A 20,090-nucleotide genomic window follows, 5' to 3' on the forward strand; every position below is an offset into this window, starting at 1 on the left:
GTCACCTCGACATGGTCGGCCGATCCACCCCCCACCTGCCGTCCGTCGTCTCGTAGACGATGGGCAGGACGGCCGCTTCGACCAGTGACCATTCCCCGTCGCCGATCAGCTCGACGCCTGTGAGGGTGACGGGCTCCGTCTGTGCGGCAAGGGCAGCGCCACGATGGCCGCACGCGCAGGCACGACCACCTCGTCGCATCCGGGCAGGTCATCCTGGTCGGCGAAGGCACGCGTGGGTGGTCAACGGTGGATGGGCGCGATGCCGAACTTCTCGATCATGAAGCGCCAGAAGAGCGGCACGGCCTCCGCGGCGGGGCGCTCGATGCTGTCGTCGTGACCGGTGACCGACTCCTCCACGATGAGCACGTTCCCGGCGCGTCGGGCGCGGCGAAGGGAGTTGGGTGCGCAGACCCTCACGACACCGTAGGGCGGTTCCGGAACCGGGCGCGGGGCGACGACGAGGTCGTGCATCGTGGTGCGGCCGGCCAGTTCCTCGGACCGCCCTGAGGCGATGACGCTGCGCACGATATCGGTGAGATAGCCGAACTGCGGCGCCCCCGATCATGGCACATCCGCGCTGCGCGATCACCGGTTCGACAACGAGCGTTGTCCCTGGTCATCTCATCGGCTCGGGTCATCTGTCGTCGGCCGCCGGCGCCGGTTTCGGTGACTCGATACGCACCGTCGTCCGCGCCGGCGTTACCACCGGGCGATGAGTGGCGCGTCCGGTTCGTGCTGCCGCCATGCCTCGGTGAGGCGGACGAGGCGGGTGGGGGCGGCAATGCCGCGGACGGTGGTGATCTTGCCACCTGTGAGGTCGAACGTCACGGCGCCCACGACCTGGTGGCCGAGCACGAAGAGGACGGCGGCGGCGCCGTTGACGAGCGCGTAGTGGGCCGCGAGGGTTCCTCCGGCGAATCGGCGTTTCGCCGCAGTGGGTGTGAAGCCGGCCCGTGCGATGGCTGCGATACGTTGCGGCGTCTCGTACCGCAGCAGCGTGTCGGTCAGACCGGCGCCGTCGGAGATGGCGGTCGCGTCGTCGGTCAGCAGCGCCACCAGCGGTTCGGTGCGGCCCGAGGACGCGGCGATGAGGAATTCCTCGACGACCCTGCGGGCGGATGCCGGGTCGACTTCGCCGCCACGGCCGGGGCGCGACGCGGTGATGCGGCGCCGGGCCCGGTGAAGGTGCTGCTGACTTGCGGACTCGGTGATCTCGGTGATCTCGGCGATCTCGGCGTGCGTGTAGGAGAACGCCTCGCGCAGGACGTAGACGGCACGTTCGACCGGTGACAGGCGCTCCATGAGGGTCAGCACCGCCAGGGAGACCGATTCGCGCTGCTCATAGGAGTCGGCCGGGCCGAGCATGGCGTCGCCGTCCAGCAGCGGTTCGGGCAGCCAGGCACCGGCGGTGCGTTCGCGGCGGACCTGCGCCGAGCGGAGCCGGTCGAGGCAGAGGTTGGTGACGACCTTGGTCAGCCATGCTTCCGGGACCTTGATCCGCTGCCGGTCAGCGGTCTGCCACTGCAGGAACGCATCCTGCACGGCATCTTCGGCGTCGGCGGCGGAGCCCAGCAGCCGGTAGGCCAGCGAGGCCAGCCGGTTCCGGCTGGCCTCGAACCGACCGGTGTCGAAGCGATCGGTGGCGGTGCTGTCCACTCGGACCACCCTAGATGGCTAGGCGACCATCGTCCGGGCGTCGTCCGGCGTCGCCGCCAGGCGGCGCCTGCGCTTGGGCAGGCCGAAGGCCGACGGGTGCATGGTGCCCAGCAGCGCCCCCTTCTGAATGCCCGCCTTGATCCGCACGGCCTTCCGCCCGCCCACGTACCTCGGCCTGGCCTGCGCCGCGCCGTCGATCAGCTGCAGGATCCCGTCCCGCCGCCCAAGGCTGATGGCGTTGTACCGGTAGACCAGCTTGACGTTCGGGATCTCGCGACCGGTCAGGCGTCCCACGATCGCCTCGATGGCCTGCCGGCCGGTGTAACCGGCCGAGCCGCAGTTCATCGGCAGCGGCCGGCCATTGTCGCCGAGGGTGTAGACGCTGTCGCCGACCGCGTACACGTCCGGGTGCGAGACCGACCGCATGGTGCGATCGACCACGATCTGACCGCTGTCGGTGACCTCCAGCCCGCCGGCGGCGGCGATCGGGCTCACCGCGAACCCGGCCGTCCACACCGTCGCGTCGGACGCCAGGACGGTGCCGTCGGCACACAGCACCCGCGAGGCCTCGACGGCTTCGACGCTGGTGTGCTCCAGAACGGCGACGCCCAGCCGGTCGCAGGCGCGACGCAGGCGGCCGCGGGCTCCGACCGAGAGCCGGGCACCCAGCTCGCCGCGGGCCACCAGCGCCACCGACAGACCGGTACGGGCTTCTGCGACCTCGGTCGCGGTCTCGATGCCGGTCAACCCATCGCCGATGACCAGCACGTTTCCGCCGCCGTCCCCGCGGTCCAGGTCGTCCAGACGTTCCCGCAGGCGCAGCGCCGAGGGCCGGCCGGCGACGTCGAAGGCATGCTCGGCCACGCCGGGGACGCCCTGGCCTGCGACGTGACTGCCGAGCGCATACACCAGCGTGTCGTAGCCGACCTCGCCGCCGCCGTCGACGTCGGCCACGGCGACGACCCGGCGCTCGGGGTCGACGGCAGTGATACGGGCAAGGCGCAGCCGAATCCCCGTGCCCGCGAAGACATCGGCGAGCGGTGGCGCCTCGACCTCGCGGCCGGCCGCCAGCTGGTTCAGCCGCTGACGCTGGACGAACTCGGGCGCGGCGTTGACCACGGTCAGCTCGGTGTCCCCCGTGGATAGCCGGCGGGCCAGGTTCCCGGCCACGTAGGCCCCGGCGTAGCCGGCGCCGAGAACGACGATGCGGTGCTTCATCTGAGGCTCCTGTCGGGTTCGTGTTGGCTCTTCGTGAGTTGAGCGGGACAGCGCCCCGATTCCTGACAGGGAGCCGCGGATGATGTGCGTCCACACACCGCAGCGGGAGCGCCCGCCGAGTCAGATGGACCGCTGCCGCGCGAGCACCTGCCGCCGACGACGTCGCCCTTGGTGGGGCCCGTGTGGCCGCCGTTCGCTCGACGTACACGTCCGTCTCCGGCACGAGGGCTGCCGGCATCGTTCGTCACCGGACCCGGTCCTCCGTTCCCGGTGACGGTGCACCGAGCAATCCGCCGGCATCAGATGGGCGGAAACGGACGCTTCTTGGGCCATGTCGATCTTGTCGGGCGGGTCGCGGCGGCAGAATGGGGTACGGGTCGAGTGCGGCGTCCATGGGCCGGGGTGACGAGAGGAAGTGATCTTGGAGATCACCGCATCGCGGCTCGTGCAGGGTGCGACGGAGGCCCGGCGCCCGACCCGCTGGTGGCTCGGCTGGATCGTCGTGTTCGTCGGCGGCGTCCTCGTGGCGTACACCGCCGTCGGGGCGATCGGCGCGGCGCTCTGGGACAGCGGATCGCTGCCTGCCCAGGTGTTCGAGATCGTCAGCAACGCCGCGACGCTGCTGGTGGTGTTCGCGTGGGTGGTCTGGAAGGAGCGGCGCCCATTCTCGTCCGTGGGACTTCGCGGATCCCGGCCGCTGGCCCGTTTCGGTGTCGGTCTCGCGATCGGCGTGCTGATGATGGCCGTCCCGGTCGTCGTCCTGCTCACGACCGGCGACTACGCCGACGGCCGCTCCGAGCACGGGTACCCGGGCTGGTCGTGGATCTGGCTGGTCATCCTGCTGGTGCTGACGTTCACGGTGCAGAGCACGACAGAGGAGATCGTCACGCGCGGCTACATGCTGCAGGTCGCCGGGGTGCAGCTGCCCGGCTGGGTCGCACTGGTGGCGACCTCGGTGGTCTTCGCAGTCGCCGCATCTCGACTTCCACCCCTTCGTCCTGCTCAACATCACGCTCGTGGGGATCTTCTTCAGCCTCCTCGCGCTGGCTCAGGGGTCGCTGTGGCTGGTCGCCGGCATCCATACGGGCTGGAACTGGGCGCAGGGCAATCTCTTCGGCGTTCCGGTCAGCGGCACGGCTCGTGATGTGGCTCTGTTCTCGCTGGGTCCGAGTGACGATGCGCCGGACTGGCTGACCGGCGGCGACTTCGGCATCGAGGGCAGCGCCACGGCGACCGTCCTGCTGTTGGTCGCGGTCGGCGTCGCCTGGCGGTACTACCAGCGCTACCAGCCGCGAGGAGTCGTAGGTACGCCGCATGCGGCACACGGTTGATCATCCGGGCACCCGGTCGAGCACACTGGAGGATGGCATGACCAAGGACGCACCAACGGGAGCGGAGGCGCTGCCGGCGGCACGACGATGGCTCCCGTCGGACTGGGTACCGGTGGAGCAGCGCTGGTTCGGCTTCGACCGTCGCACGATCCGTCCGGCGCTGATCGTGGCAGCCGTCGCACTGCTGATGAACCTCCTGATCCCGGCGATCGACCACGCGATCCCCACCGACGACCCGATCAGAGCTGGGGACGAAGTGGTCCTCCGCGACGACGTGAGCTTCGCCCCGGCGGTGGGCTGGAACCTGGAAGCCGGCGTCCGTCGTGACGAGGTTCCGAGCGCGGGGAACCCGCCCGCGCGGGCCGTGGTGACCTCCGGCGACACGTCCTTCGAGGTGGTCACCGGAACCTTCGACGGCGACGCCCGGCAGCTACTGGCGCAGATCAAGGACACCACCGACGCCTTGAACGACTCGGGCGGACTCCATGTGACCGGCGACCCCGTGACCATCACCACCGAGGACGGCGTGCGTGGACTGCTCTCGCGCTTCAACGGCACCGCCTCGGAGGGTGTCCTCGCGGCCTTCGTGGTCGACGACGTCGGCGTCGAGATCGTCGCCACCAGTCCACCGACCGCCGGCCGTCCCGGCGAACAGCTCACCATCCAGCAGGTGGCCGCGATGATCACCAGCCTCACCTTCGGCGACGGGAGCGACTCATGACCGGCATCTCCACGCCGCCCGGGCCCCTCGCGCCCAGCGGCCCCGACCTCGCCGATCTGGACGACGCTCGCGTACGCGCTATCGACGACACGGGCTGGGGCGCGGGCGTTCGCGTGTTCCAGCCCCGCAACCTGGCGCTGTGGCTGTGGGCCGCGCTGGTCATCTGGGGTGCGGTGCTTCAGGTGCAGCGCTGGACGGCCTCGGCCGGCTACTACGCGCCGACACTCAGCCTGGCGCTGGTGGCCTTCGCTCTGTACGGGGCGGTGTTCTGGTGGTTCACCCAGCATATCGACCGCTACGCCGCCCAGCCGGTCACCTTCCGGCTGATGGCCTTCCTGTGGGGATCGGTCGCCGCCACCTGGGTGTTCTCCGCCCCCGCCAACGACGCGATCCTCAGCCTGCTCGCCAAAGCGTTCGGGACGACGTTCGCCCTCGAGTGGGGCGCCGGCATCGCGGCCCCGATCGACGAGGAATGGTCCAAAGGCATGGGGCTGCTGCTCCTCATCGCCATCGCGCCTCATCTCGTCCGCACCGCGTTCGACGGGTTCATCCTCGGCGCCTTCATCGGGCTGGGCTTCCAGATCCTCGAGGACATCGCCTACGTGCTCGACTCCGCTCCCACCCAGTTCGGCGCCGACCAGATCGGCGCCTCGATGCAGACCTTCGTCGTCCGCATGGCCAGTGGCATCGGCTCCCACATCCTGTTCAGCGCCATCTTCTGCACCGGGCTGGTCCTGGCCATCGGACGTCCCCAGCAGCCGCGGCGCCTCGGCCCCGGTATCGGACTGATCGCGTTGGCGATGGCTCTGCACGGCACCTGGGACGCACAGGGCGCCCTGCTGCACGCCGCGATCGGCGACAGCGACCTGCTGCCGTTCGCCCAGCTCGTCCTGATGGTCCTGCTGCCCCTGATCGGCATCGCCATCGTCATCCGCGTCTTCCACCTCGCCGTCGCCGGAGAGCGCGAGTTCGTCCGTCCCCTGCTGGCGCCCGAACTCGCGCGAGGCGTCGTCACCGCAGCCGACGTCGACGCCGCTGCCGGCGACCGCAAGGCCCGCAAGAGGTACCGCAACCACGGACGCGGGCTCGGCCACCGACGACGCAACCGGCATGTGCTCGAAGCCGTCTTCGACCTCGCCGACGAACTCGGCCGAGCACGCGGTGAGGACACCGCTCGCGTGCGGTTCGCCCGGGCAGAGGTCACCCGGCTCCGCCGCCGCACCGACGAGCCGCACGTCGACGGCGATGCGGGTCAGGGCGATCCCGGCCCAAGCCGGTGAACTACACCTAGCGGTCGCGCGCCCGGGCGACCCAGTGGACGAGCGGATGGGGCGCGGACAGGTCGGCAAGGACGAGGTCGGCTCGCCGGCCCGGAGTGAGCTGTCCGCGGTCGTGCAGCCCGACGGCCGCTGCCGGGCCGGCGGTGACGAGGCCGATGGTGGGCTGGACGGCTGTCGCCGCCGAGGGATGGTCCCACCGGTTCCACGCTCACATCGGCCAGGAACTTCACAACCGCCGCGAGACCGGCGCTGCCGCCCAACGTTTCACCAGTTGCTGATCGACGGCTGAGCGGCTGGGCGGGCCCATGCCGTGTTCCATGCTGGGCAGGAGCGCCCCGGCTCGACACGCCGGACGAGTCAGCCGAGCGGTTCCGCTGCACAGCCTCGTCGCTGAGAGAAGACTGCTCCGGTCATCAGCCGACCTGATCCTGCTGCCGACGACTGCACGGAGCCGACTGACGACGCGACGCCCGACAGCTGCACGCTGAGCCAGCAGCGCTTGAAGAGCCACAAGAATTTCTGCTCACGGACTGCTCGCGGACGAAGAGTCGATCTTCGCGGCAGAGGAGCAAAACGATGGCTGACCTGGGTGGGCGATACTGGGATCGAACCAGTGACCTCTTCGGTGTGAACGAAGCGCTCTCCCGCTGAGCTAATCGCCCGGGCGCGACCTGAACGATACCGCACGCCGGCACCGGACAGAAACCACCGCCGGAGTTTCGCGTTGCGCGATGTCCGGAATGGGCTGACACTACTGGCCATGAGCGCGTCGACCATCTCGTACCCCCTGGCTCTGCGCCTGCTCGACGAGGGCGCCGATGAGCGGTACATCCAGGCGGAACTGCGCTACAGCGCCACCGATCCGCTGGCCGTCACGGCCGTCTTCGACACGACCGCCCGCGAGCCGGTGCCGTGGGTGTTCGCCCGCGATCTGCTCAGCGCCGGGCTCGACGAGGCGAGCGGCAAGGGCGACATCAACGTCTGGCCGGCCATGGATCCGCACGGCACGCCGACGGTCCGGTTGCGGCTGCGCTCCCCCGACGGCGACGCGGTGCTCGAGGCGCCGGCGACGGCGGTCGAGGACTTCCTCATCCAGACGTGGGCCCTGGTGCCCACGGGCATCGAGGGGCGGCTGCTCAGCATCGACGCCGTGCTGGACTCCCTACTGGACCGTACCTGACCTCTCCACGTGTCCCTCGCCTGTTGTGCCCCGCGCAACCGTCGATTACGGTCTTCTCCACCTGAGACCCCGGAATCCGAGCTAAGGGCAGGCACGTGACCTTCAGCCACGACGTCGAGCATTCTCTCGAGGTTGTCGTCGACCTGGTGAACACCGACCCCGTCGCGACAGGCAGCGAGGGGTTACCGGACGTCGGCTCGTTGCGGTCGTTCATCGATCTGTACAAGATCAGCGACCTGCCCACCATCACCGAGCACGACCTGCGCGCCGTGCGGTCGCTGCGGACCCGGCTGCGCGCGGTGTTCGACGCCGGCGACACCGCGGAGGCCGCTGAGCTGGTCAACGGCCTGCTCGACGGCGCGCGCGTGTGCCCGCGGCTGACGAATCACGACGGCTACGACTGGCACACCCACTACTTCGCTCCCGGCGCGGCGCCGGCCGAGCACCTGCTGATCGACGCGGGCATGGCGCTGACGTTCGTCGTGGTCGCCGGTGAGCAGGAGCGGCTGCAGGTGTGCTCGGCGCCCGACTGCGAGCGCGTGCTGGTCGACCTCTCGCGCAACCGCTCGAAGCGCTACTGCGACAGCCGCACCTGCGGCAACCGGCTGCACGTCGCGGCCTACCGCGAGCGCCAGCGCGCCGCGGCCGTCTGACCAGCTCCCGGGCCCGGCCGACGGCGTCGGCTCACGGCTCGGGGTCGGCCGCCGCCCGCTCGGCGAACGTCGCCGCGGCGCGGGCCGTGACCGGCCCGGGCGCCGGCAGCTCGCGCCGTCGCCCGTCGTCCCAGACGACCGCCGACACGGCCTGCACGTCGCGCGTCGTCGACGTGAGGAAGATCTCGTCGGCGGTCTCGAGGACCCCGAGGTCGAGGTCGGCCTCGGCGGCGTCGCACCACGCGATGACGAGGTCGCGGGTGACGCCGGCCAGGCAGCCCGTGGCGGTCGAGGGCGTCAGCAACCGCCCGTCGACGACGACGAAGACGTTGCTGCCCGTGCCCTCGCACAGCCGGCCGCGGGTGTCGGCGCACAGCGCCTCACTGGCACCGGCCGCTGCCGCGCGGTCCAGCGCGATGACGTTCTCGGCGTACGACGTGGTCTTCAGCCCGGCCAGCGCGCCCCGTTCGTTGCGCGGCCACGGCACCACCGCCACCGAGGTGGCCGACGGCTGCGGCGCGGCCTGCGCGAGCGCGACGACGAGCGTCGGCCCGGCGTCACCGCGCTGCGAGCCGAGCGGCGAGACGCCACCGGTGTAGGTGATGCGCAGCCGGTACACGCCGTCGCCGGTCGCCTGGGCGGCCACCTGCTCGCACGCCTTGGCGACCTCGACGGGGTCGGGCACCGGCAGCCCCAGGCCGGCGGCGGAGCGACCCAGCCGCGCCAGGTGCCGGCCCAGCGCGAACGACACGCCCCCGACGACCTTCACGGTCTCGAAGACGCCGTCGCCCACCGTGAGGCCGTGATCGAACACGCTGACGGTCGCCTCGGACTCGTCCAGCAGCTCACCGTTCACCCAAGTCAGCACGAGGCCAAGCCTACGAGGCGCTCGGCCTTCAGCTCGGTCTCGGCCCACTCGCGGTCCGGATCCGAGCCCCAGGTGATGCCGGCGCCGGTGCCGAACCGCAGCACGCCGTCCTGCGCCCAGAAGGTGCGGATGCCGACGGCCAGCTCGCCCTCCCCCGTGTCGGCGTCGACCCAGCCGACGGCGCCGCAGTACGGCCCGCGCGGCACCGGCTCGAGCTCGGCGATCGCCCGCAGCGCCGTCGACTTCGGCGCGCCGGACACCGAGCCGGGCGGGAACGTCGCGGCGAACAGCTCGGCCCAGCCGGCGCCGGGCAGCAGCCGCCCGCTCACCGTCGACACCAGATGGACCAGGCCGGGGTGCTTCTCGACGCTCAGCAACTCGTCGACGGCGATGCTGCCGGTGACGCAGACCCGGGACAGGTCGTTGCGGACGAGGTCGACGATCATCACGTTCTCGGCGCCGTCCTTCGCGGTGAGGTCGGCCGCGGTCCGCCCCGTCCCTTTGATCGGCGACGACGTGACGTGGTCGCCGATGCGGCGCAGGAACAGTTCCGGCGACGCCGTCACGATCTGCAGATCGGGCAGCAGGACGGCGCCGCCGAAGGGCGCGTCGTGGCGCTCACCCAGGATGTTCGCCAGCGGCAGAAGATCGTCCGCCCCGTCCGGCAGCGGCGCCTGCAGCACCCGGCACACGTTGACCTGGTACACCGTCCCCGCCGCGACGCGTTGCCGCACGTCACGCACGGCCTCGAGGTAGCCGTCGCGATCCAGCGACGACGTCCACGCGGCCTGCGCCGGCCCGTGCCACCGCCGTCCGGCCCGTGGCAGCGGCGCGTTCTCCCAGTGCTCGAAGCGGGCGCAGACGACGTCGCCCTCGAACGTGACGACCACCGCCCACCGCCCCGATCGGTCGAGGACCCGCAGGTCGGACGACACCTCGGCCAGCCCCGTGGCCAGCTTCCCCCCGAGGTGCGCCAGGGGTCTCGGCGGCACGTCCACAACACGCGACGCTATCGCGTTTGGCGACGGCGGCTTGGATGGGCTAATGTTTCACCCGCACCGCGGTTCCGGGAAACCGGCCCGATGCAGTGCGGACGTAGCGCAGTTGGTAGCGCATCACCTTGCCAAGGTGAGGGTCGCGGGTTCGAGTCCCGTCGTCCGCTCGGAGCGGGGCTCTGGCCCTCATCACGGTGGAGTGGCCGAGAGGCGAGGCAACGGCCTGCAAAGCCGTCTACACGGGTTCAAATCCCGTCTCCACCTCGGTACGAAGTCCCGGGCGATTAGCTCAGCGGGAGAGCGCTTCCCTGACACGGAAGAGGTCACTGGTTCAATCCCAGTATCGCCCACCAGCAAGAAGGCCCTACCGATCCTGTCGGTAGGGCCTTTCGCATCTCTGCGCACCTGGTCATCTCCAGTAGACGGCCCCCTCGGGGATCGCCGTCTCCGTACGCGTTGCGGTTCGTCACGTGGCCGTCGTACGCGCTCGCCTTGGTGACCGCACGGCTATCCCGCAGCATGATCATCAGGCCGTGCTGGGGTTCCCAGGCGCACTCGTTCTCCAGGACCACGTACCAGGTCGCCTCGTATCGCTCCACGTACGGCTCGCCGGTCAGCTCCACGAAGTCCCAGACGGCGCGCGGCTCCGGGATCTGCGGGAAGCCGGGCTCGTCCCCCACCTGCGTGGTGGTCACGGAACCCGGCCCCGGGTCGCCGGTAGCGGAGCCCGATCATCATGGCAGCGGTGCCGGCCGAGGGTTGCGGGTCAGATTCGCCGGTCCACGACGATCCAGTTCGTCTCCCAGGTCTCCCCGCCGTCGTCGGAGAACGCCTGCTCGAACCTCGCCTTGTCCGGTCCCTGCCGGGTGATGAGGAAGCGCACCTTGATCGGGCGTCCATCGAGCTGGTCGTCGCCGTAGAACTCGCCCACTCCGTCGTGGAACCCGCCGTACACGGCGGGCGCGAGCAGCCCGTCGCGCAGGTTCGCGAAGGTCAGGCTCCAGCGATCGGCCTGGGGTTCGTAGAGCCTCAGGTTGAGGGCCTCGATCCGCCCGGTCGGTCCTTTGACGTCGAACTCGACGACGTTCGCCCGCCGGTCCATCAGCGGGCGGACGACGCTCGTCCCCTCGAAGCTGAGCCACTCGTCCGGGGACTCCGAGAGCGGATCGGCAAGTACCCGCACCTGAGAGCGCCAGGCGCCGATCTCCCAGTCGAAGCTCCGCCGGCCCTCCACGACAGCGGCCTCGGCCGTTGACGGAATCGGCGCGGCCTCGCCCGACGCCGCGCCCGTGGTCAGCGCGAGCAGCGACAGGCACGCGACGAGGAGTCGCTTCTGTGGCATGGTGACCTTCGCGTGAATGTTCATGATGCGAATATCGGAGCGGATCATGCCCGTGAACAAGAAGGCACCTTCAGGTAACCCCTCGCCGTCGCGCCCCAACCCCATTCCCGGCTGCCCGATGGCCGCGGCGTTCGCCGCCATCGGCGGGAAATGGAAGCTGACCCTGCTGTACTGGCTCGCGCATGGCGAGTGCCATTTCGCCGGCCTGCGGCGCCGGGGCGCGCCGATCACTCCGAAGGTGCTGGCCGAGCAGCTGCGAGAGCTCGAGGCCGACGGGCTCGTCGAGCGGGTCGAGACGGGGCCCGTCCCGGCGCCGGTCGTCTACCGGCTGACCCCGTACGGCAAGACGGTTCTGCCCGTCGTCGAGAACGTCCGGGCCTGGGGCGAGGCGCACCTGGAGCACACCGATGGTGAGACCGCTCCTGGCGAGGCCATGGCCTGCGCCGACGCCGTCGCGTAGCCAACCGTCGCGGAGCCGGTGGCTCAGCGCTCCAGCCCGGCGATCTGCCAGGTGAGGCCGCGGTGGGCGTACGCCGGGCGCAAGCCACGCGCCCGCAGCACGTCGAGCATGGCCTGCGGCGGGTGGACGAATGCCCGGTACTGCTCTCGCCGCAGCCACATCATCAGGTTCGTCACCCCGACGAAAACACGCCCGGCCAGGTTCCGCGGCGGATGGCTGAACACCACCAGCCGGTCCGCGTGGTCGGCCACCGCGGCCAGCAGGCGCTCGTAGTCGGGGTAGCAGCACACGACGCGGTGCAGCACGACGACGTCGGCCACCGGCGCGCCCGCAGGGTCGGCGGCGATGTCGTGGATGCGGTATTGGGCCCGGCCGGACAGCCCGGCGTCGGCGAGCAGCCGCGCGGCCTCGTCGCGGTAGGACGGCGACAGCTCGAGGCCGACCGCCGACGCCGCGCCGCGGCGCAGCAGCTCGATCTGGATCTCGCCGACCCCGCCGCCGATCTCCAGCACCGTTGCGCCGTCGATGCCACGATCCTGCAGGAACGCGACCATCCGCTCCGCCGTCCTGTCCAGACCGCGCTTGCGGTAGCGCCGCGCCACGTGCCGAGCGAACCCGGACGTGAACATGCGGTCGCAACCACGCGGATCACAGCAGCCACCCATGGCACCACCTCACAGCGCGACGACGCGACGCGAGTCGATACCCGTGCCGTACTCGGGGTCGCTCCCCCGCACGTGCACCGAGTGCTCCGTCACCCGCCCCCGCCACAGTCGCAGCTCCTCCGGCGGGTACAGCCACTCCACCGGGAACGGCTGCCGCTGCTCCGGGAACCGCACCCGGCACGCGATGGGAGCACAGACCTCCAGCTCGTCGTCCGGGACCCGGCCGGCGGTCGCCTTCAGATAGACCGCGCGGACGTCGCCGCCGATCGGCACGGTGGAGTCGAAGATCACCATGCTCACCGCGGGCTGCCGCACGATGTTCTGCGAGTGCTGCGCGTCGTTCGACGACATCCAGTAGACGACGTCGTAGCCGTCGGGCGCGAAGTAGACCGGCGACACCCGGGCGCGGCCGTCGGGATCGACGGTGCCGAGGCTGAGAAAACGCGTGGTGTCGATGATGCGCCGAGCGTTGTCTTCGAGCGTCATGGCGTCCTCGAATCAGGGAGCGTGCCCGCGACGCCATCCTGGCCGAGCGCCGCGCCGGCGGCAACCACCGCACGGGAGAATGGCGCCATGGAGTTGCTCGGAGTCCGCATCCTGCTGGCCGCCGTCATCGCCGCCGCGGGCGTGGCGATCATCTGGATGGCCCGGGCGGGGGCCTCCGGCCGGCTGCGGCGCAACTACTGGGCCGGCATCCGCACCCCCGCGACCCTGGCCGGCGACGACGCGTGGCTGGCGGCGCACCGGGCGGCCCGGCCGGCCACCGAGGCGGGTGGCTGGGCCGCGATCGTCGGCGGGCTGGTGGTGTTCGTGACGCCGGCGGACCCGGAGGGCCTGCTGGCGGTCCCGGTGCTCGTGGGCGCAGGCGTGCTGCTGGTCCTCGTCCTGATCGGCGCCCGGCGCGGCGTCGTGGCCGCCCGCGCGGTGACCAGCGAGCCGCGCACGCGCTGACGGCGTCGCCCGCGAGGGTCGCGCCGGCGGGCGTCCTCCGCGCGGCCGCGCTGACGGCGTCAGCGCCGGTGCCGCTTCGCCTCCAGGTCGGCGATCACGGCGCGCCGGTGGCCCGGTGTCCGGCGGGCCGCGTTCAGGTCCGCCTCGCGCCTCAGCTTGCGCCACCGCGTCAGCCGGTCCTCGTCGAGCTCACCGTCGGCGACGGCGAGCAGGACGGCGCAGCCCGGCTCGGCCACGTGGGCGCAGTCGCGGAATCGGCAGAGTGCCGCCAACTCCTCGACGTCCGCGAATGCCCCGGCGACGGCGACCTCGTCGGCCACCAGCCCGACCGCACGCAGCCCGGGCGTGTCGACGATGACGCCACGGCCGGGCAGGACGACGAGCTCGCGATGCGTCGTGGTGTGCCGGCCGCGGCCGTCGCGGGCCCGCACGGCGCCGGTGGGCAGCAGCGGCACGCCGGCGAGGGTGTTGGTCAGGGTCGACTTGCCCGCTCCGGACGGCCCGACCAGCGCCAGTGTCCGGCCGTTGCGCAGCAGCGCGCCCAGCTCGTCGAGCCCGGCGCCGGAGACGGGGCTGACCAGCATGATCTCCACTCCGGGCGCGACCTCGGCGACCTCGTCGCGCATGCCGTCCGGGTCGGGCACGAGGTCCGGCTTCGTCAGGACGATGACCGGTTGCGCGCCGCTCCCCCACGCGAGCACCAGCAGCCGCTCGATGCGGCCGAGGTCGGGATCGGGATCGAGGTGCTCGACGATCACCACGACGTCGACGTTCGCGGCGACGACCTGGCCCTGTGACGTCCGGTCGGCGCTGTCGCGCACGATCGCCGTGCGCCGCGGCAGCACCTCCTCGAGGGTGACGCGGTCGTCCGGCCAGTCGCGGACGGCGGTCCAGTCGCCCACGGCCGGCAGCGCCATGCGATCGGCGGCGACGGCGCGCAGCAGGTCACCGCCGTACGTGGCGCGCACGGCGCCCATGCCGCCGGCGAGGTCGGCCCCGCCGCGGTCGACGCGGCAGACCCGGGCCAGCCGGTGCGCGCCCCGGAAGGGACGGAAGGCCCGGCCGACGTCGGACGTCCAGCCGAGGTCGAGAAGGCGTTGCTGGGAAGCGGACATGTGAGACCTTCTTCTGGTGCGGCCTCACGCGCGACGGTGTCAGCGGCGGCGTGCTGGCCGGAGAGTACTGGAGCGAACGGATCTGCTCACGTGCATGGCCGCTCACCTCCTCCGTCGTCCACAGCCTGACTACGTTCATCACGTTATCCACAGGCGGGCACTCGCGGCCAGCGAATAACCATCCGCCCGGTCTACCGTGGGTTTCGTGGAAGCGACACACGAGGTCACCAACCAGCCGCCGCCGCTCACCGGCTACGACGTGTTCGGCGCCGACGCCGCGCTCGTCGAGGCGTTCGGCCGCCACGGGCTCACCGGCGACGGCGCCGAGCTGCACGGGTTGGGGCGGCTGGCCGGGTCCGCCGAGGCGCAGCAGTGGGCCCGCGAGGCCGATGCGCACGAGCCCGTGCTGCGCACGCACGACCGCTACGGCAACCGCGCCGACGAGGTCGACTTCCACCCGTCCTGGCACCGGCTCATGGCGGCCGCCGTCGAGCACGGGCTGCACGCGGCGCCCTGGGCCGGGCCGGGGCGGGCCGCACACGCCACTCGGGCCGCGAAGTTCCTGGTGTGGAGCCAGCTGGAGGCCGCGCATCTCTGCCCGGTCTCCATGACGTACGCCGCGGTCCCGGCGCTGCGTACCGACGCTGCCGTGGCGGCCGTGTGGGAGCCGCGGCTGACGTCCACCGCCTACGAGCCCGGCCTGAGCCCGCCCGCCTCGAAGGCCGGTGCGCTGGCGGGCATGGCGATGACGGAGAAGCAGGGCGGGTCCGACGTCCGCGCCAACACCACGCGGGCCCGTCCCGCCGGCGCCGACGGCTGGTACCGGCTCACCGGGCACAAGTGGTTCTGCTCAGCGCCCATGAACGACGTGTTCCTGGTGCTCGCGCAGGCGCCGGGCGGCCTGACGTGCTTCGTCCTCCCCCGCGTCCTCGACGACGGCAGCCGCAACGCTCTGCGGCTGCAGCGGCTCAAGGACAAGCTGGGCAATCGTGCGAACGCCTCGGCCGAGGTCGAGTTCGACGGCGCGCTGGCCCAGCGGCTGGGCGACGAGGGCCGGGGTGTCGCGACGATCATCGAGATGGTCGCGGCCACGCGGCTCGACTGCGTGCTCGGGTCCGCCGCTCTCCTGCGCCGCTCGGTCGCCGAGGCGACGTGGCACGCGGCGCACCGGTCCGCGTTCGGCGCCCGGCTCGCCGACTCCGCGCTGATGCGCGCCGTCCTGGCCGACCTCGCGCTGGAGTCCGAGGCGGCCACCGCCCTGGGCATGCGCCTCGCCGCGTCCGTCGACGCCGCCGACGACCCGCACATGCGGGCGTTGCGGCGCATCGGTCTCCCGCTGGCGAAGTACTGGGTGTGCAAGCGCACGCCGGCCGCCGTCGCCGAGGCACTGGAGTGTCTGGGCGGCAACGGTTACGTCGAGGAGAGCGGCATGCCGCGGCTCTATCGCGAGGCGCCGTTGAACTCGATCTGGGAGGGTGCGGGCAACATCCAGGCACTCGATCTGCTGCGCGTTCTGGCCCGCGAGCCCGACGCCGTCGCCGCCTGGCGCGCCGAGGTCGAGGCGGCCAAAGGCCAGGACCGCCGCCTCGACGACGCCCTGGCCTCGGCGACGGCCGACGTGACGTCGGTGCTGGCCGCCGACGACGTGGCCGGAGCCGGCGCGGTTGGGCAGGCGCGGGTGCTGGCCGGTCGCATGGCGGTGTTGCTGCAGGCCAGCCTGCTGGTCCGATTCGCTCCGCCCGCCGTCGCCGACGCGTTCTGCGCCAGTCGCCTCGACGCCCGCCACGGCGTCTACGGTGCACTTCCCGCCGGCCTCGACACCTCCACCATCGTCCGCCGTGCCACCCCGGAGGCGCTATGACACCCACCAGCGCACCCGACGCCCGCACACGGTTCGCCGGGTCTCGGTACCGGTGCCGGCGTGGGCGCCCGGCCGTTCGCCGGACCGTTACGGAGGAACCGTGATCTGCCCCGCGTGCAGTGAGCAACGGCACCAGGACTGCCCGGCCCTCTCGAAGGGCCGTTCCTGGTGCGACTGCCAGCACCAGTCGACCGACCGCCCGGTCGAGCCGGCCACCGGCCACGCCTCGGAGTGATCCCGGGTTCGTCAGCGCGCCGGCCGCACGCCGGCCGCACCCCAGGCCACAGGCCGGTCGCACGTCGGACCGCACGCCGCACGCCGATGCACGTCGGTCGCAGGCCGGTCGCACGTCGGTCGCACGTCGGTCGCACCCCAGGTCGCACGCCGGGCCGCCGCCGGGGCGGACGGTGATCATCCAGGATCCGTGGCGTCTGAACGCCCCGAATCCTGGATGGTCTGGAGAACGCCGGACGAGGTCAGCGGCACAAGTTGACCGAGCAGAGGGCCGTTCCTGGTGCGACTGCCAGCACCAGACGACCGACCGTCCGGTCGAGCCGACTACCGGCCACGCCTCGGAGTGATCCCGGGTTCGTCAGCGCGCCGGTCGCACGCCGGCCGCACCCCAGGCCACAGGCCGGTCGCACGTCGGACCGCACGCCGGTCGCACGCCGACCGCGCGTCGGCCGCACGTCGGCCGCAGGCCGGTCGCGCACGCCGGCCGCGCACGCCGACCGCACCCCCAGGCCGCAGGCCGGTCGCACGTCGGACCGCACGCCGATCGCAGGCCGCACGCCGATGCAGGCCGGTCGCACGTCGGACCGCACGCCGATCGCAGATCGCACGCCGGGCCGCCGCCGGGGCGGACGGTGATCATCCAGGATCCGTGGCGTCTGAACGCCCCGAATCCTGGATGGCCTGGAGAACGCCGGACGAGGTCAGAAGCACAAGTTGACCAAGCAGAGGGCCGTTCCTGGTGCGACTGCCAGCACCATACGACCGACCGTCCGGTCGAGCCGACTACCGGCCACGCCTCGGAGTGATCCCGGCGTTCGCAAGCACGTCGGTCGCACGTCGGTCGCAGGCCGGTCGCAGGTCGGTCGCACATCGATGCACGTCAGTCGCAGGGCGGTCGCGTCGGTCGCACGTCGGTCCGCGCACGCCGATCGCACCCCAGGCGGCCCCGCCGATGCATGTTGGTCGCGCACGCCGATGCACGTCGGTCGACCGTCGGTCGCGCACGCCGATGCACGTCGGTCGACCGTCGGTCGCGCACGCCGATGCACGTCGGTCGCAGGCCGATAGCGGCGGTCGCACCCCAGGCCGCCGCCGGCGCGGACGGTGATCATCCAGGATGCGTGGCGTCGGAACGCCCCGAATCCTGGATGGTCAGGAGAACACCGGACGAGGTCAGAAGCTCACGTTCACCGAGCAGTTCGGGATCTCGTCGACCTGGGCGATCGTCTGGTCGTCGACGAAGACGCCGAGGGAGCCGGTGCAGCCGGAGCTGGACAGCGTGCCGTCGAACTCGGCCCGCACCGCGCGGCCGTCCACCGCCGTTCCCGTGCACGAGGCGTCGCCACTGAGCGAGGTGCCGGAGCGACTCAGGTCGGTCGAGCAGTCGGGGCCGTTCTCCAGCGTCACGCCTGCGTCGGACAGCTGGCGCGACACGGCGTCCTCCAGGGCGGTCGCGGCGAGGTCGTTGAGTCCCTGGTCGAGCTGTTCGGAGCAGGCCGTCAGCGCCAGGACACCGGCGGCGAGCAGGGCAAGGGATCGCGGGAGTCGGAGCACGGCGCCGACCCTACAGGCGCCACATTAAAACCTACTCAACCGCTAGGAAATCTCGAAATATAAGACAACTTTGCCCGAATGATGGACACGCCGTTCGCGCCCCACCGCAGGACATGGCACGATGCTCTGCATGTTGTCCGTCATTCCACTGCTGCTGGTGAGTCGACGTCACGTCGACTACGGCCGCATGGACAGCATGCTCTGTCTGGCGTTCTGACCGCCCCGGACTCACTCAGCCGGGCGTGCGGTCGCGCCGGCGGGCACACCGGACACCCCGGGACCGAAGCCGAGAACCCAGCGCGCACCGTGCGTCCCCGACCCCTCGAGGACTGCACTGCACATGTCGCCTACGCAGACGCCGGCCCCCAAGCGCCCCAAGGGCCAGGGGCAGTGGGCCCTCGGCCACCTCGAACCGCTGAACCCGAACGAGCGGTTCAAGAAGGACGACGACGGCCTCAACGTCCGCAAGCGCATCGAGACCATCTACAGCAAGCGCGGGTTCGCGAGCATCGACCCGCAGGACCTGCGCGGCCGGTTCCGCTGGTGGGGTCTCTACACGCAGCGCCGCCCCGGCATCCCCGGCGGCAAGACGGCGGTGCTGGAGCCGCACGAGCTGGACGACGAGTACTTCATGCTGCGGGTGCGCATCGACGGCGGTGCGCTCAGCCTGGCGCAGCTGCGCACGATCGCGGAGATCTCCACGACGTACGCGCGCGACACCGCTGACGTCACCGACCGGCAGAACATCCAGCTGCACTGGATCCGGGTCGAGGACGTACCGGTGATCTGGGAGAAGCTGGAGGCCGTCGGCCTCAGCACGACGGAGGCGTGCGGCGACGTGCCGCGCGTCATCCTCGGCTCCCCCGTCGCCGGCATCAGCGCCGCCGAGGTGCTGGACCCGACGTGGGCGATCGACGAGATCCAGCGCCGCTACATCGGCTCCCCCGAGTTCTCCAACCTGCCGCGCAAGTTCAAGTCGGCCATCAGCGGGCTGCCCGACATCGTGCACGAGGCCAACGACATCGCCTACGTCGGCGTCGACCACCCCGAGCACGGCCCGGGCCTGGACCTGTGGGTCGGCGGCGGACTGTCGACGAACCCGAAGCTGGCGGTGCGGCTCGGCGTGTGGGTGCCGCTGGAGGAGGCCCCGGAGGTCTGGGCCGGCGTCGTCGGCATCTTCCGCGACTACGGCTACCGCCGGCTGCGCCACCGCGCGCGGCTGAAGTTCCTCGTCGACGACTGGGGCGCGGAGAAGTTCCGGGACGTTCTCGAAAGCGACGAGTACCTCGGCCGAAAGCTCATCGACGGCCCGCCGCCGCCCGGGCACGTCGAGCCGATCGACCACGTCGGCATCCACGAGCAGAAGGACGGCCGGTTCTACGTCGGCGTCGCGCCGCTGGTCGGCCGGGTGTCCGGCTCGATGCTGAGCAAGCTGGCCGACGTCGTCGAGGCGCACGGCTCGGGCCGGCTGCGCACGACGCCGCACCAGAAGCTGGTCATCCTCGACGTCGACGGCGACCAGGTCGAGTCGCTGGTCACCGCGCTCGACGCCATCGGCCTGCAAGCCCGGCCGAGCGTGTTCCGGCGCAACACGATGGCCTGCACCGGCCTGGAGTACTGCAAGCTGGCCATCGTCGAGACCAAGCAGCTCGCCGTCGACACCGTGGCCGAGCTGGAGCAGCGGCTGGCCGACCTCACCAAGCAGCTCGACGTGCCGATCTCGCTGCACATCAACGGCTGCCCGAACTCGTGCGCCCGCATCCAGGTCGCCGACATCGGCCTCAAGGGCCAGGTCGTCAAGGGCGAGGAGGGCTTCCAGGTCCACCTCGGCGGCGGCCTGGGCCTGGACGCCGGCTTCGGCCGGAAGCTGCGCGGGCTGAAGGTGACGGCGGCGGAGCTGCCCGAGTACGTGGAGCGCGTCGTCCGGCGCTTCATCGACGATCGGACGGACGGCGAGCGGTTCGCCCAGTGGGTGGCTCGCGCCGACGAGGAAGCGCTCCAGTGAC

General features: G+C 71.6%; 21 protein-coding genes, 4 tRNA genes and 1 pseudogene. 13 read left to right on the forward strand and 13 right to left on the reverse strand.

Annotation, left to right across the window (positions count from 1 at the left end; genetic code table 11):
- Nucleotides 1-240: 240 nt before the first annotated feature.
- From DZA62_RS23675 to DZA62_RS23685, 3 genes are all read right to left on the reverse strand, one after another.
- Nucleotides 241-525 (reverse strand): hypothetical protein, encoded by a 285-nt coding sequence (locus DZA62_RS23675; RefSeq protein WP_116951418.1) that lies wholly within the window; start codon nucleotides 523-525, stop codon nucleotides 241-243.
- 174 nt (nucleotides 526-699) lie between these two features.
- Nucleotides 700-1,656, reverse strand: coding sequence for a sigma-70 family RNA polymerase sigma factor (locus tag DZA62_RS23680; RefSeq protein ID WP_198664109.1), 957 nt, complete (start codon nucleotides 1,654-1,656; stop codon nucleotides 700-702).
- An 18-nt stretch (nucleotides 1,657-1,674) separates the two neighbouring features.
- Nucleotides 1,675-2,874, reverse strand: a complete 1,200-nt coding sequence (locus DZA62_RS23685; protein ID WP_116951420.1) for an NAD(P)/FAD-dependent oxidoreductase — start codon at nucleotides 2,872-2,874, stop codon at nucleotides 1,675-1,677.
- 739 nt (nucleotides 2,875-3,613) lie between these two features.
- On the opposite strand from DZA62_RS23685, the pseudogene DZA62_RS37675 reads away from it, so the two are divergent.
- From DZA62_RS37675 to DZA62_RS23705, 4 genes and pseudogenes are all read left to right on the forward strand, one after another.
- Nucleotides 3,614-3,835 (forward strand): annotated as a pseudogene (locus DZA62_RS37675) (hypothetical protein); the annotation flags it as partial.
- Nucleotides 3,836-4,019: 184 nt separating this feature from the next.
- Nucleotides 4,020-4,205 (forward strand): hypothetical protein, encoded by a 186-nt coding sequence (locus DZA62_RS23695; protein ID WP_116951422.1) that lies wholly within the window; start codon nucleotides 4,020-4,022, stop codon nucleotides 4,203-4,205.
- A gap of 37 nt (nucleotides 4,206-4,242) precedes the next feature.
- On the forward strand, nucleotides 4,243-4,926 hold the full coding sequence (locus DZA62_RS23700) for a hypothetical protein (protein WP_157987863.1): 684 nt from the start codon (nucleotides 4,243-4,245) through the stop codon (nucleotides 4,924-4,926).
- Nucleotides 4,923-6,206 (forward strand): PrsW family intramembrane metalloprotease, encoded by a 1,284-nt coding sequence (locus tag DZA62_RS23705; protein WP_116951424.1) that lies wholly within the window; start codon nucleotides 4,923-4,925, stop codon nucleotides 6,204-6,206. The genes DZA62_RS23700 and DZA62_RS23705 overlap by 4 nt, the downstream gene beginning before the upstream one ends.
- A gap of 7 nt (nucleotides 6,207-6,213) precedes the next feature.
- Here DZA62_RS23705 and DZA62_RS23710 read toward each other — a convergent pair whose 3' ends face one another.
- Together DZA62_RS23710 and DZA62_RS23715 are read right to left on the reverse strand one after the other, a co-directional pair.
- On the reverse strand, nucleotides 6,214-6,363 hold the full coding sequence (locus tag DZA62_RS23710) for an amidohydrolase family protein (protein WP_116951543.1): 150 nt from the start codon (nucleotides 6,361-6,363) through the stop codon (nucleotides 6,214-6,216).
- Nucleotides 6,364-6,796: 433 nt separating this feature from the next.
- Nucleotides 6,797-6,868 (reverse strand) — tRNA-Val (locus tag DZA62_RS23715).
- A 98-nt stretch (nucleotides 6,869-6,966) separates the two neighbouring features.
- On the opposite strand from DZA62_RS23715, the gene DZA62_RS23720 reads away from it, so the two are divergent.
- Both DZA62_RS23720 and DZA62_RS23725 read left to right on the forward strand, forming a co-directional pair.
- Nucleotides 6,967-7,386, forward strand: coding sequence for an SsgA family sporulation/cell division regulator (locus DZA62_RS23720; RefSeq protein ID WP_116951425.1), 420 nt, complete (start codon nucleotides 6,967-6,969; stop codon nucleotides 7,384-7,386).
- A gap of 95 nt (nucleotides 7,387-7,481) precedes the next feature.
- On the forward strand, nucleotides 7,482-8,039 hold the full coding sequence (locus tag DZA62_RS23725; protein ID WP_116951426.1) for a CGNR zinc finger domain-containing protein: 558 nt from the start codon (nucleotides 7,482-7,484) through the stop codon (nucleotides 8,037-8,039).
- A gap of 31 nt (nucleotides 8,040-8,070) precedes the next feature.
- Here the strand turns inward: DZA62_RS23725 and DZA62_RS23730 are convergent, their stop codons facing one another.
- Nucleotides 8,071-8,907, reverse strand: coding sequence for an aminotransferase class IV (locus tag DZA62_RS23730; protein ID WP_116951427.1), 837 nt, complete (start codon nucleotides 8,905-8,907; stop codon nucleotides 8,071-8,073).
- Nucleotides 8,901-9,899 carry a chorismate-binding protein gene (locus DZA62_RS23735; protein WP_116951544.1) on the reverse strand — a complete coding sequence of 333 codons (999 nt, stop codon included), beginning with the start codon at nucleotides 9,897-9,899 and terminating at the stop codon, nucleotides 8,901-8,903. Before DZA62_RS23735 ends, DZA62_RS23730 begins: the two co-directional genes overlap by 7 nt.
- Before the next feature lie 97 nt (nucleotides 9,900-9,996).
- Between DZA62_RS23735 and DZA62_RS23740 the strand changes: the two genes are divergently transcribed.
- From DZA62_RS23740 to DZA62_RS23750, 3 genes are all read left to right on the forward strand, one after another.
- Nucleotides 9,997-10,069, forward strand: a tRNA-Gly gene (locus DZA62_RS23740).
- Nucleotides 10,070-10,095: 26 nt separating this feature from the next.
- Nucleotides 10,096-10,166 (forward strand) — tRNA-Cys (locus DZA62_RS23745).
- 14 nt (nucleotides 10,167-10,180) lie between these two features.
- A tRNA-Val gene (locus DZA62_RS23750) sits at nucleotides 10,181-10,255 on the forward strand.
- Here the strand turns inward: DZA62_RS23750 and DZA62_RS23755 are convergent.
- The gene (locus DZA62_RS23755) at nucleotides 10,226-10,597 is read right to left on the reverse strand and encodes a DUF6985 domain-containing protein (RefSeq protein WP_116951428.1); all 372 of its coding nucleotides are present in this window, start codon (nucleotides 10,595-10,597) and stop codon (nucleotides 10,226-10,228) included. The genes DZA62_RS23750 and DZA62_RS23755 overlap by 30 nt on opposite strands.
- A 71-nt stretch (nucleotides 10,598-10,668) precedes the next feature.
- Complete coding sequence (locus DZA62_RS23760; RefSeq protein ID WP_198664110.1) at nucleotides 10,669-11,385, reverse strand: hypothetical protein; 717 nt, start codon at nucleotides 11,383-11,385, stop codon at nucleotides 10,669-10,671.
- On the opposite strand from DZA62_RS23760, the gene DZA62_RS23765 reads away from it, so the two are divergent.
- Nucleotides 11,363-11,704, forward strand: a complete 342-nt coding sequence (locus DZA62_RS23765) for a winged helix-turn-helix transcriptional regulator (RefSeq protein ID WP_116951429.1) — start codon at nucleotides 11,363-11,365, stop codon at nucleotides 11,702-11,704. The two genes, DZA62_RS23760 and DZA62_RS23765, sit on opposite strands and share 23 nt — an antisense overlap.
- A gap of 23 nt (nucleotides 11,705-11,727) precedes the next feature.
- On the opposite strand, the gene DZA62_RS23770 is transcribed toward DZA62_RS23765, so the two are convergent.
- Entirely contained in the window at nucleotides 11,728-12,333 is a 606-nt protein-coding gene (locus DZA62_RS23770; protein ID WP_198664111.1) for a class I SAM-dependent methyltransferase, read from the reverse strand.
- 45 nt (nucleotides 12,334-12,378) lie between these two features.
- Nucleotides 12,379-12,855 (reverse strand): pyridoxamine 5'-phosphate oxidase family protein, encoded by a 477-nt coding sequence (locus tag DZA62_RS23775; protein ID WP_116951431.1) that lies wholly within the window; start codon nucleotides 12,853-12,855, stop codon nucleotides 12,379-12,381.
- Nucleotides 12,856-12,942: 87 nt separating this feature from the next.
- On the opposite strand from DZA62_RS23775, the gene DZA62_RS23780 reads away from it, so the two are divergent.
- Nucleotides 12,943-13,320, forward strand: coding sequence for an SdpI family protein (locus tag DZA62_RS23780; RefSeq protein ID WP_116951432.1), 378 nt, complete (start codon nucleotides 12,943-12,945; stop codon nucleotides 13,318-13,320).
- A 59-nt stretch (nucleotides 13,321-13,379) separates the two neighbouring features.
- On the opposite strand, the gene rsgA is transcribed toward DZA62_RS23780, so the two are convergent.
- Nucleotides 13,380-14,435, reverse strand: coding sequence for a ribosome small subunit-dependent GTPase A (gene rsgA / locus DZA62_RS23785; protein ID WP_198664112.1), 1,056 nt, complete (start codon nucleotides 14,433-14,435; stop codon nucleotides 13,380-13,382).
- Between the two features lie 205 nt (nucleotides 14,436-14,640).
- Here rsgA and DZA62_RS23790 point away from each other — a divergent pair, with 205 nt between their 5' ends.
- The gene (locus DZA62_RS23790) at nucleotides 14,641-16,296 is read left to right on the forward strand and encodes an acyl-CoA dehydrogenase family protein (protein WP_198664113.1); all 1,656 of its coding nucleotides are present in this window, start codon (nucleotides 14,641-14,643) and stop codon (nucleotides 16,294-16,296) included.
- A 1,407-nt stretch (nucleotides 16,297-17,703) separates the two neighbouring features.
- Here DZA62_RS23790 and DZA62_RS23795 read toward each other — a convergent pair.
- Nucleotides 17,704-18,084 (reverse strand): hypothetical protein, encoded by a 381-nt coding sequence (locus DZA62_RS23795; protein WP_116951434.1) that lies wholly within the window; start codon nucleotides 18,082-18,084, stop codon nucleotides 17,704-17,706.
- A gap of 340 nt (nucleotides 18,085-18,424) precedes the next feature.
- Between DZA62_RS23795 and DZA62_RS23800 the strand changes: the two genes are divergently transcribed.
- Complete coding sequence (locus DZA62_RS23800) at nucleotides 18,425-20,089, forward strand: nitrite/sulfite reductase (RefSeq protein WP_116951435.1); 1,665 nt, start codon at nucleotides 18,425-18,427, stop codon at nucleotides 20,087-20,089.
- Nucleotide 20,090: the final 1 nt, after the last annotated feature.

Origin of the sequence: Jiangella endophytica (assembly GCF_003427025.1) — a bacterium.
GTDB classification, from domain to species: Bacteria; Actinomycetota; Actinomycetes; order Jiangellales; family Jiangellaceae; genus Jiangella; species Jiangella endophytica.

Bases quoted from the DNA above. Each gene is read 5' to 3' on its own strand.
- DZA62_RS23765 (WP_116951429.1), top strand. From the start codon at position 11,363: ATGGCCGCGGCGTTCGCCGCCATCGGCGGGAAATGGAAGCTGACCCTG.
- DZA62_RS23685 (WP_116951420.1), bottom strand. From the start codon at position 2,874: ATGAAGCACCGCATCGTCGTTCTCGGCGCCGGCTACGCCGGGGCCTAC.
- DZA62_RS23800 (WP_116951435.1), top strand. From the start codon at position 18,425: ATGTCGCCTACGCAGACGCCGGCCCCCAAGCGCCCCAAGGGCCAGGGG.
- DZA62_RS23780 (WP_116951432.1), top strand. From the start codon at position 12,943: ATGGAGTTGCTCGGAGTCCGCATCCTGCTGGCCGCCGTCATCGCCGCC.
- DZA62_RS23775 (WP_116951431.1), bottom strand. From the start codon at position 12,855: ATGACGCTCGAAGACAACGCTCGGCGCATCATCGACACCACGCGTTTT.
- DZA62_RS23770 (WP_198664111.1), bottom strand. From the start codon at position 12,333: ATGTTCACGTCCGGGTTCGCTCGGCACGTGGCGCGGCGCTACCGCAAG.
- rsgA (WP_198664112.1), bottom strand. From the start codon at position 14,435: ATGTCCGCTTCCCAGCAACGCCTTCTCGACCTCGGCTGGACGTCCGAC.
- DZA62_RS23705 (WP_116951424.1), top strand. From the start codon at position 4,923: ATGACCGGCATCTCCACGCCGCCCGGGCCCCTCGCGCCCAGCGGCCCC.
- DZA62_RS23720 (WP_116951425.1), top strand. From the start codon at position 6,967: ATGAGCGCGTCGACCATCTCGTACCCCCTGGCTCTGCGCCTGCTCGAC.
- DZA62_RS23760 (WP_198664110.1), bottom strand. From the start codon at position 11,385: ATGGCGGCGAACGCCGCGGCCATCGGGCAGCCGGGAATGGGGTTGGGG.
- DZA62_RS23700 (WP_157987863.1), top strand. From the start codon at position 4,243: ATGACCAAGGACGCACCAACGGGAGCGGAGGCGCTGCCGGCGGCACGA.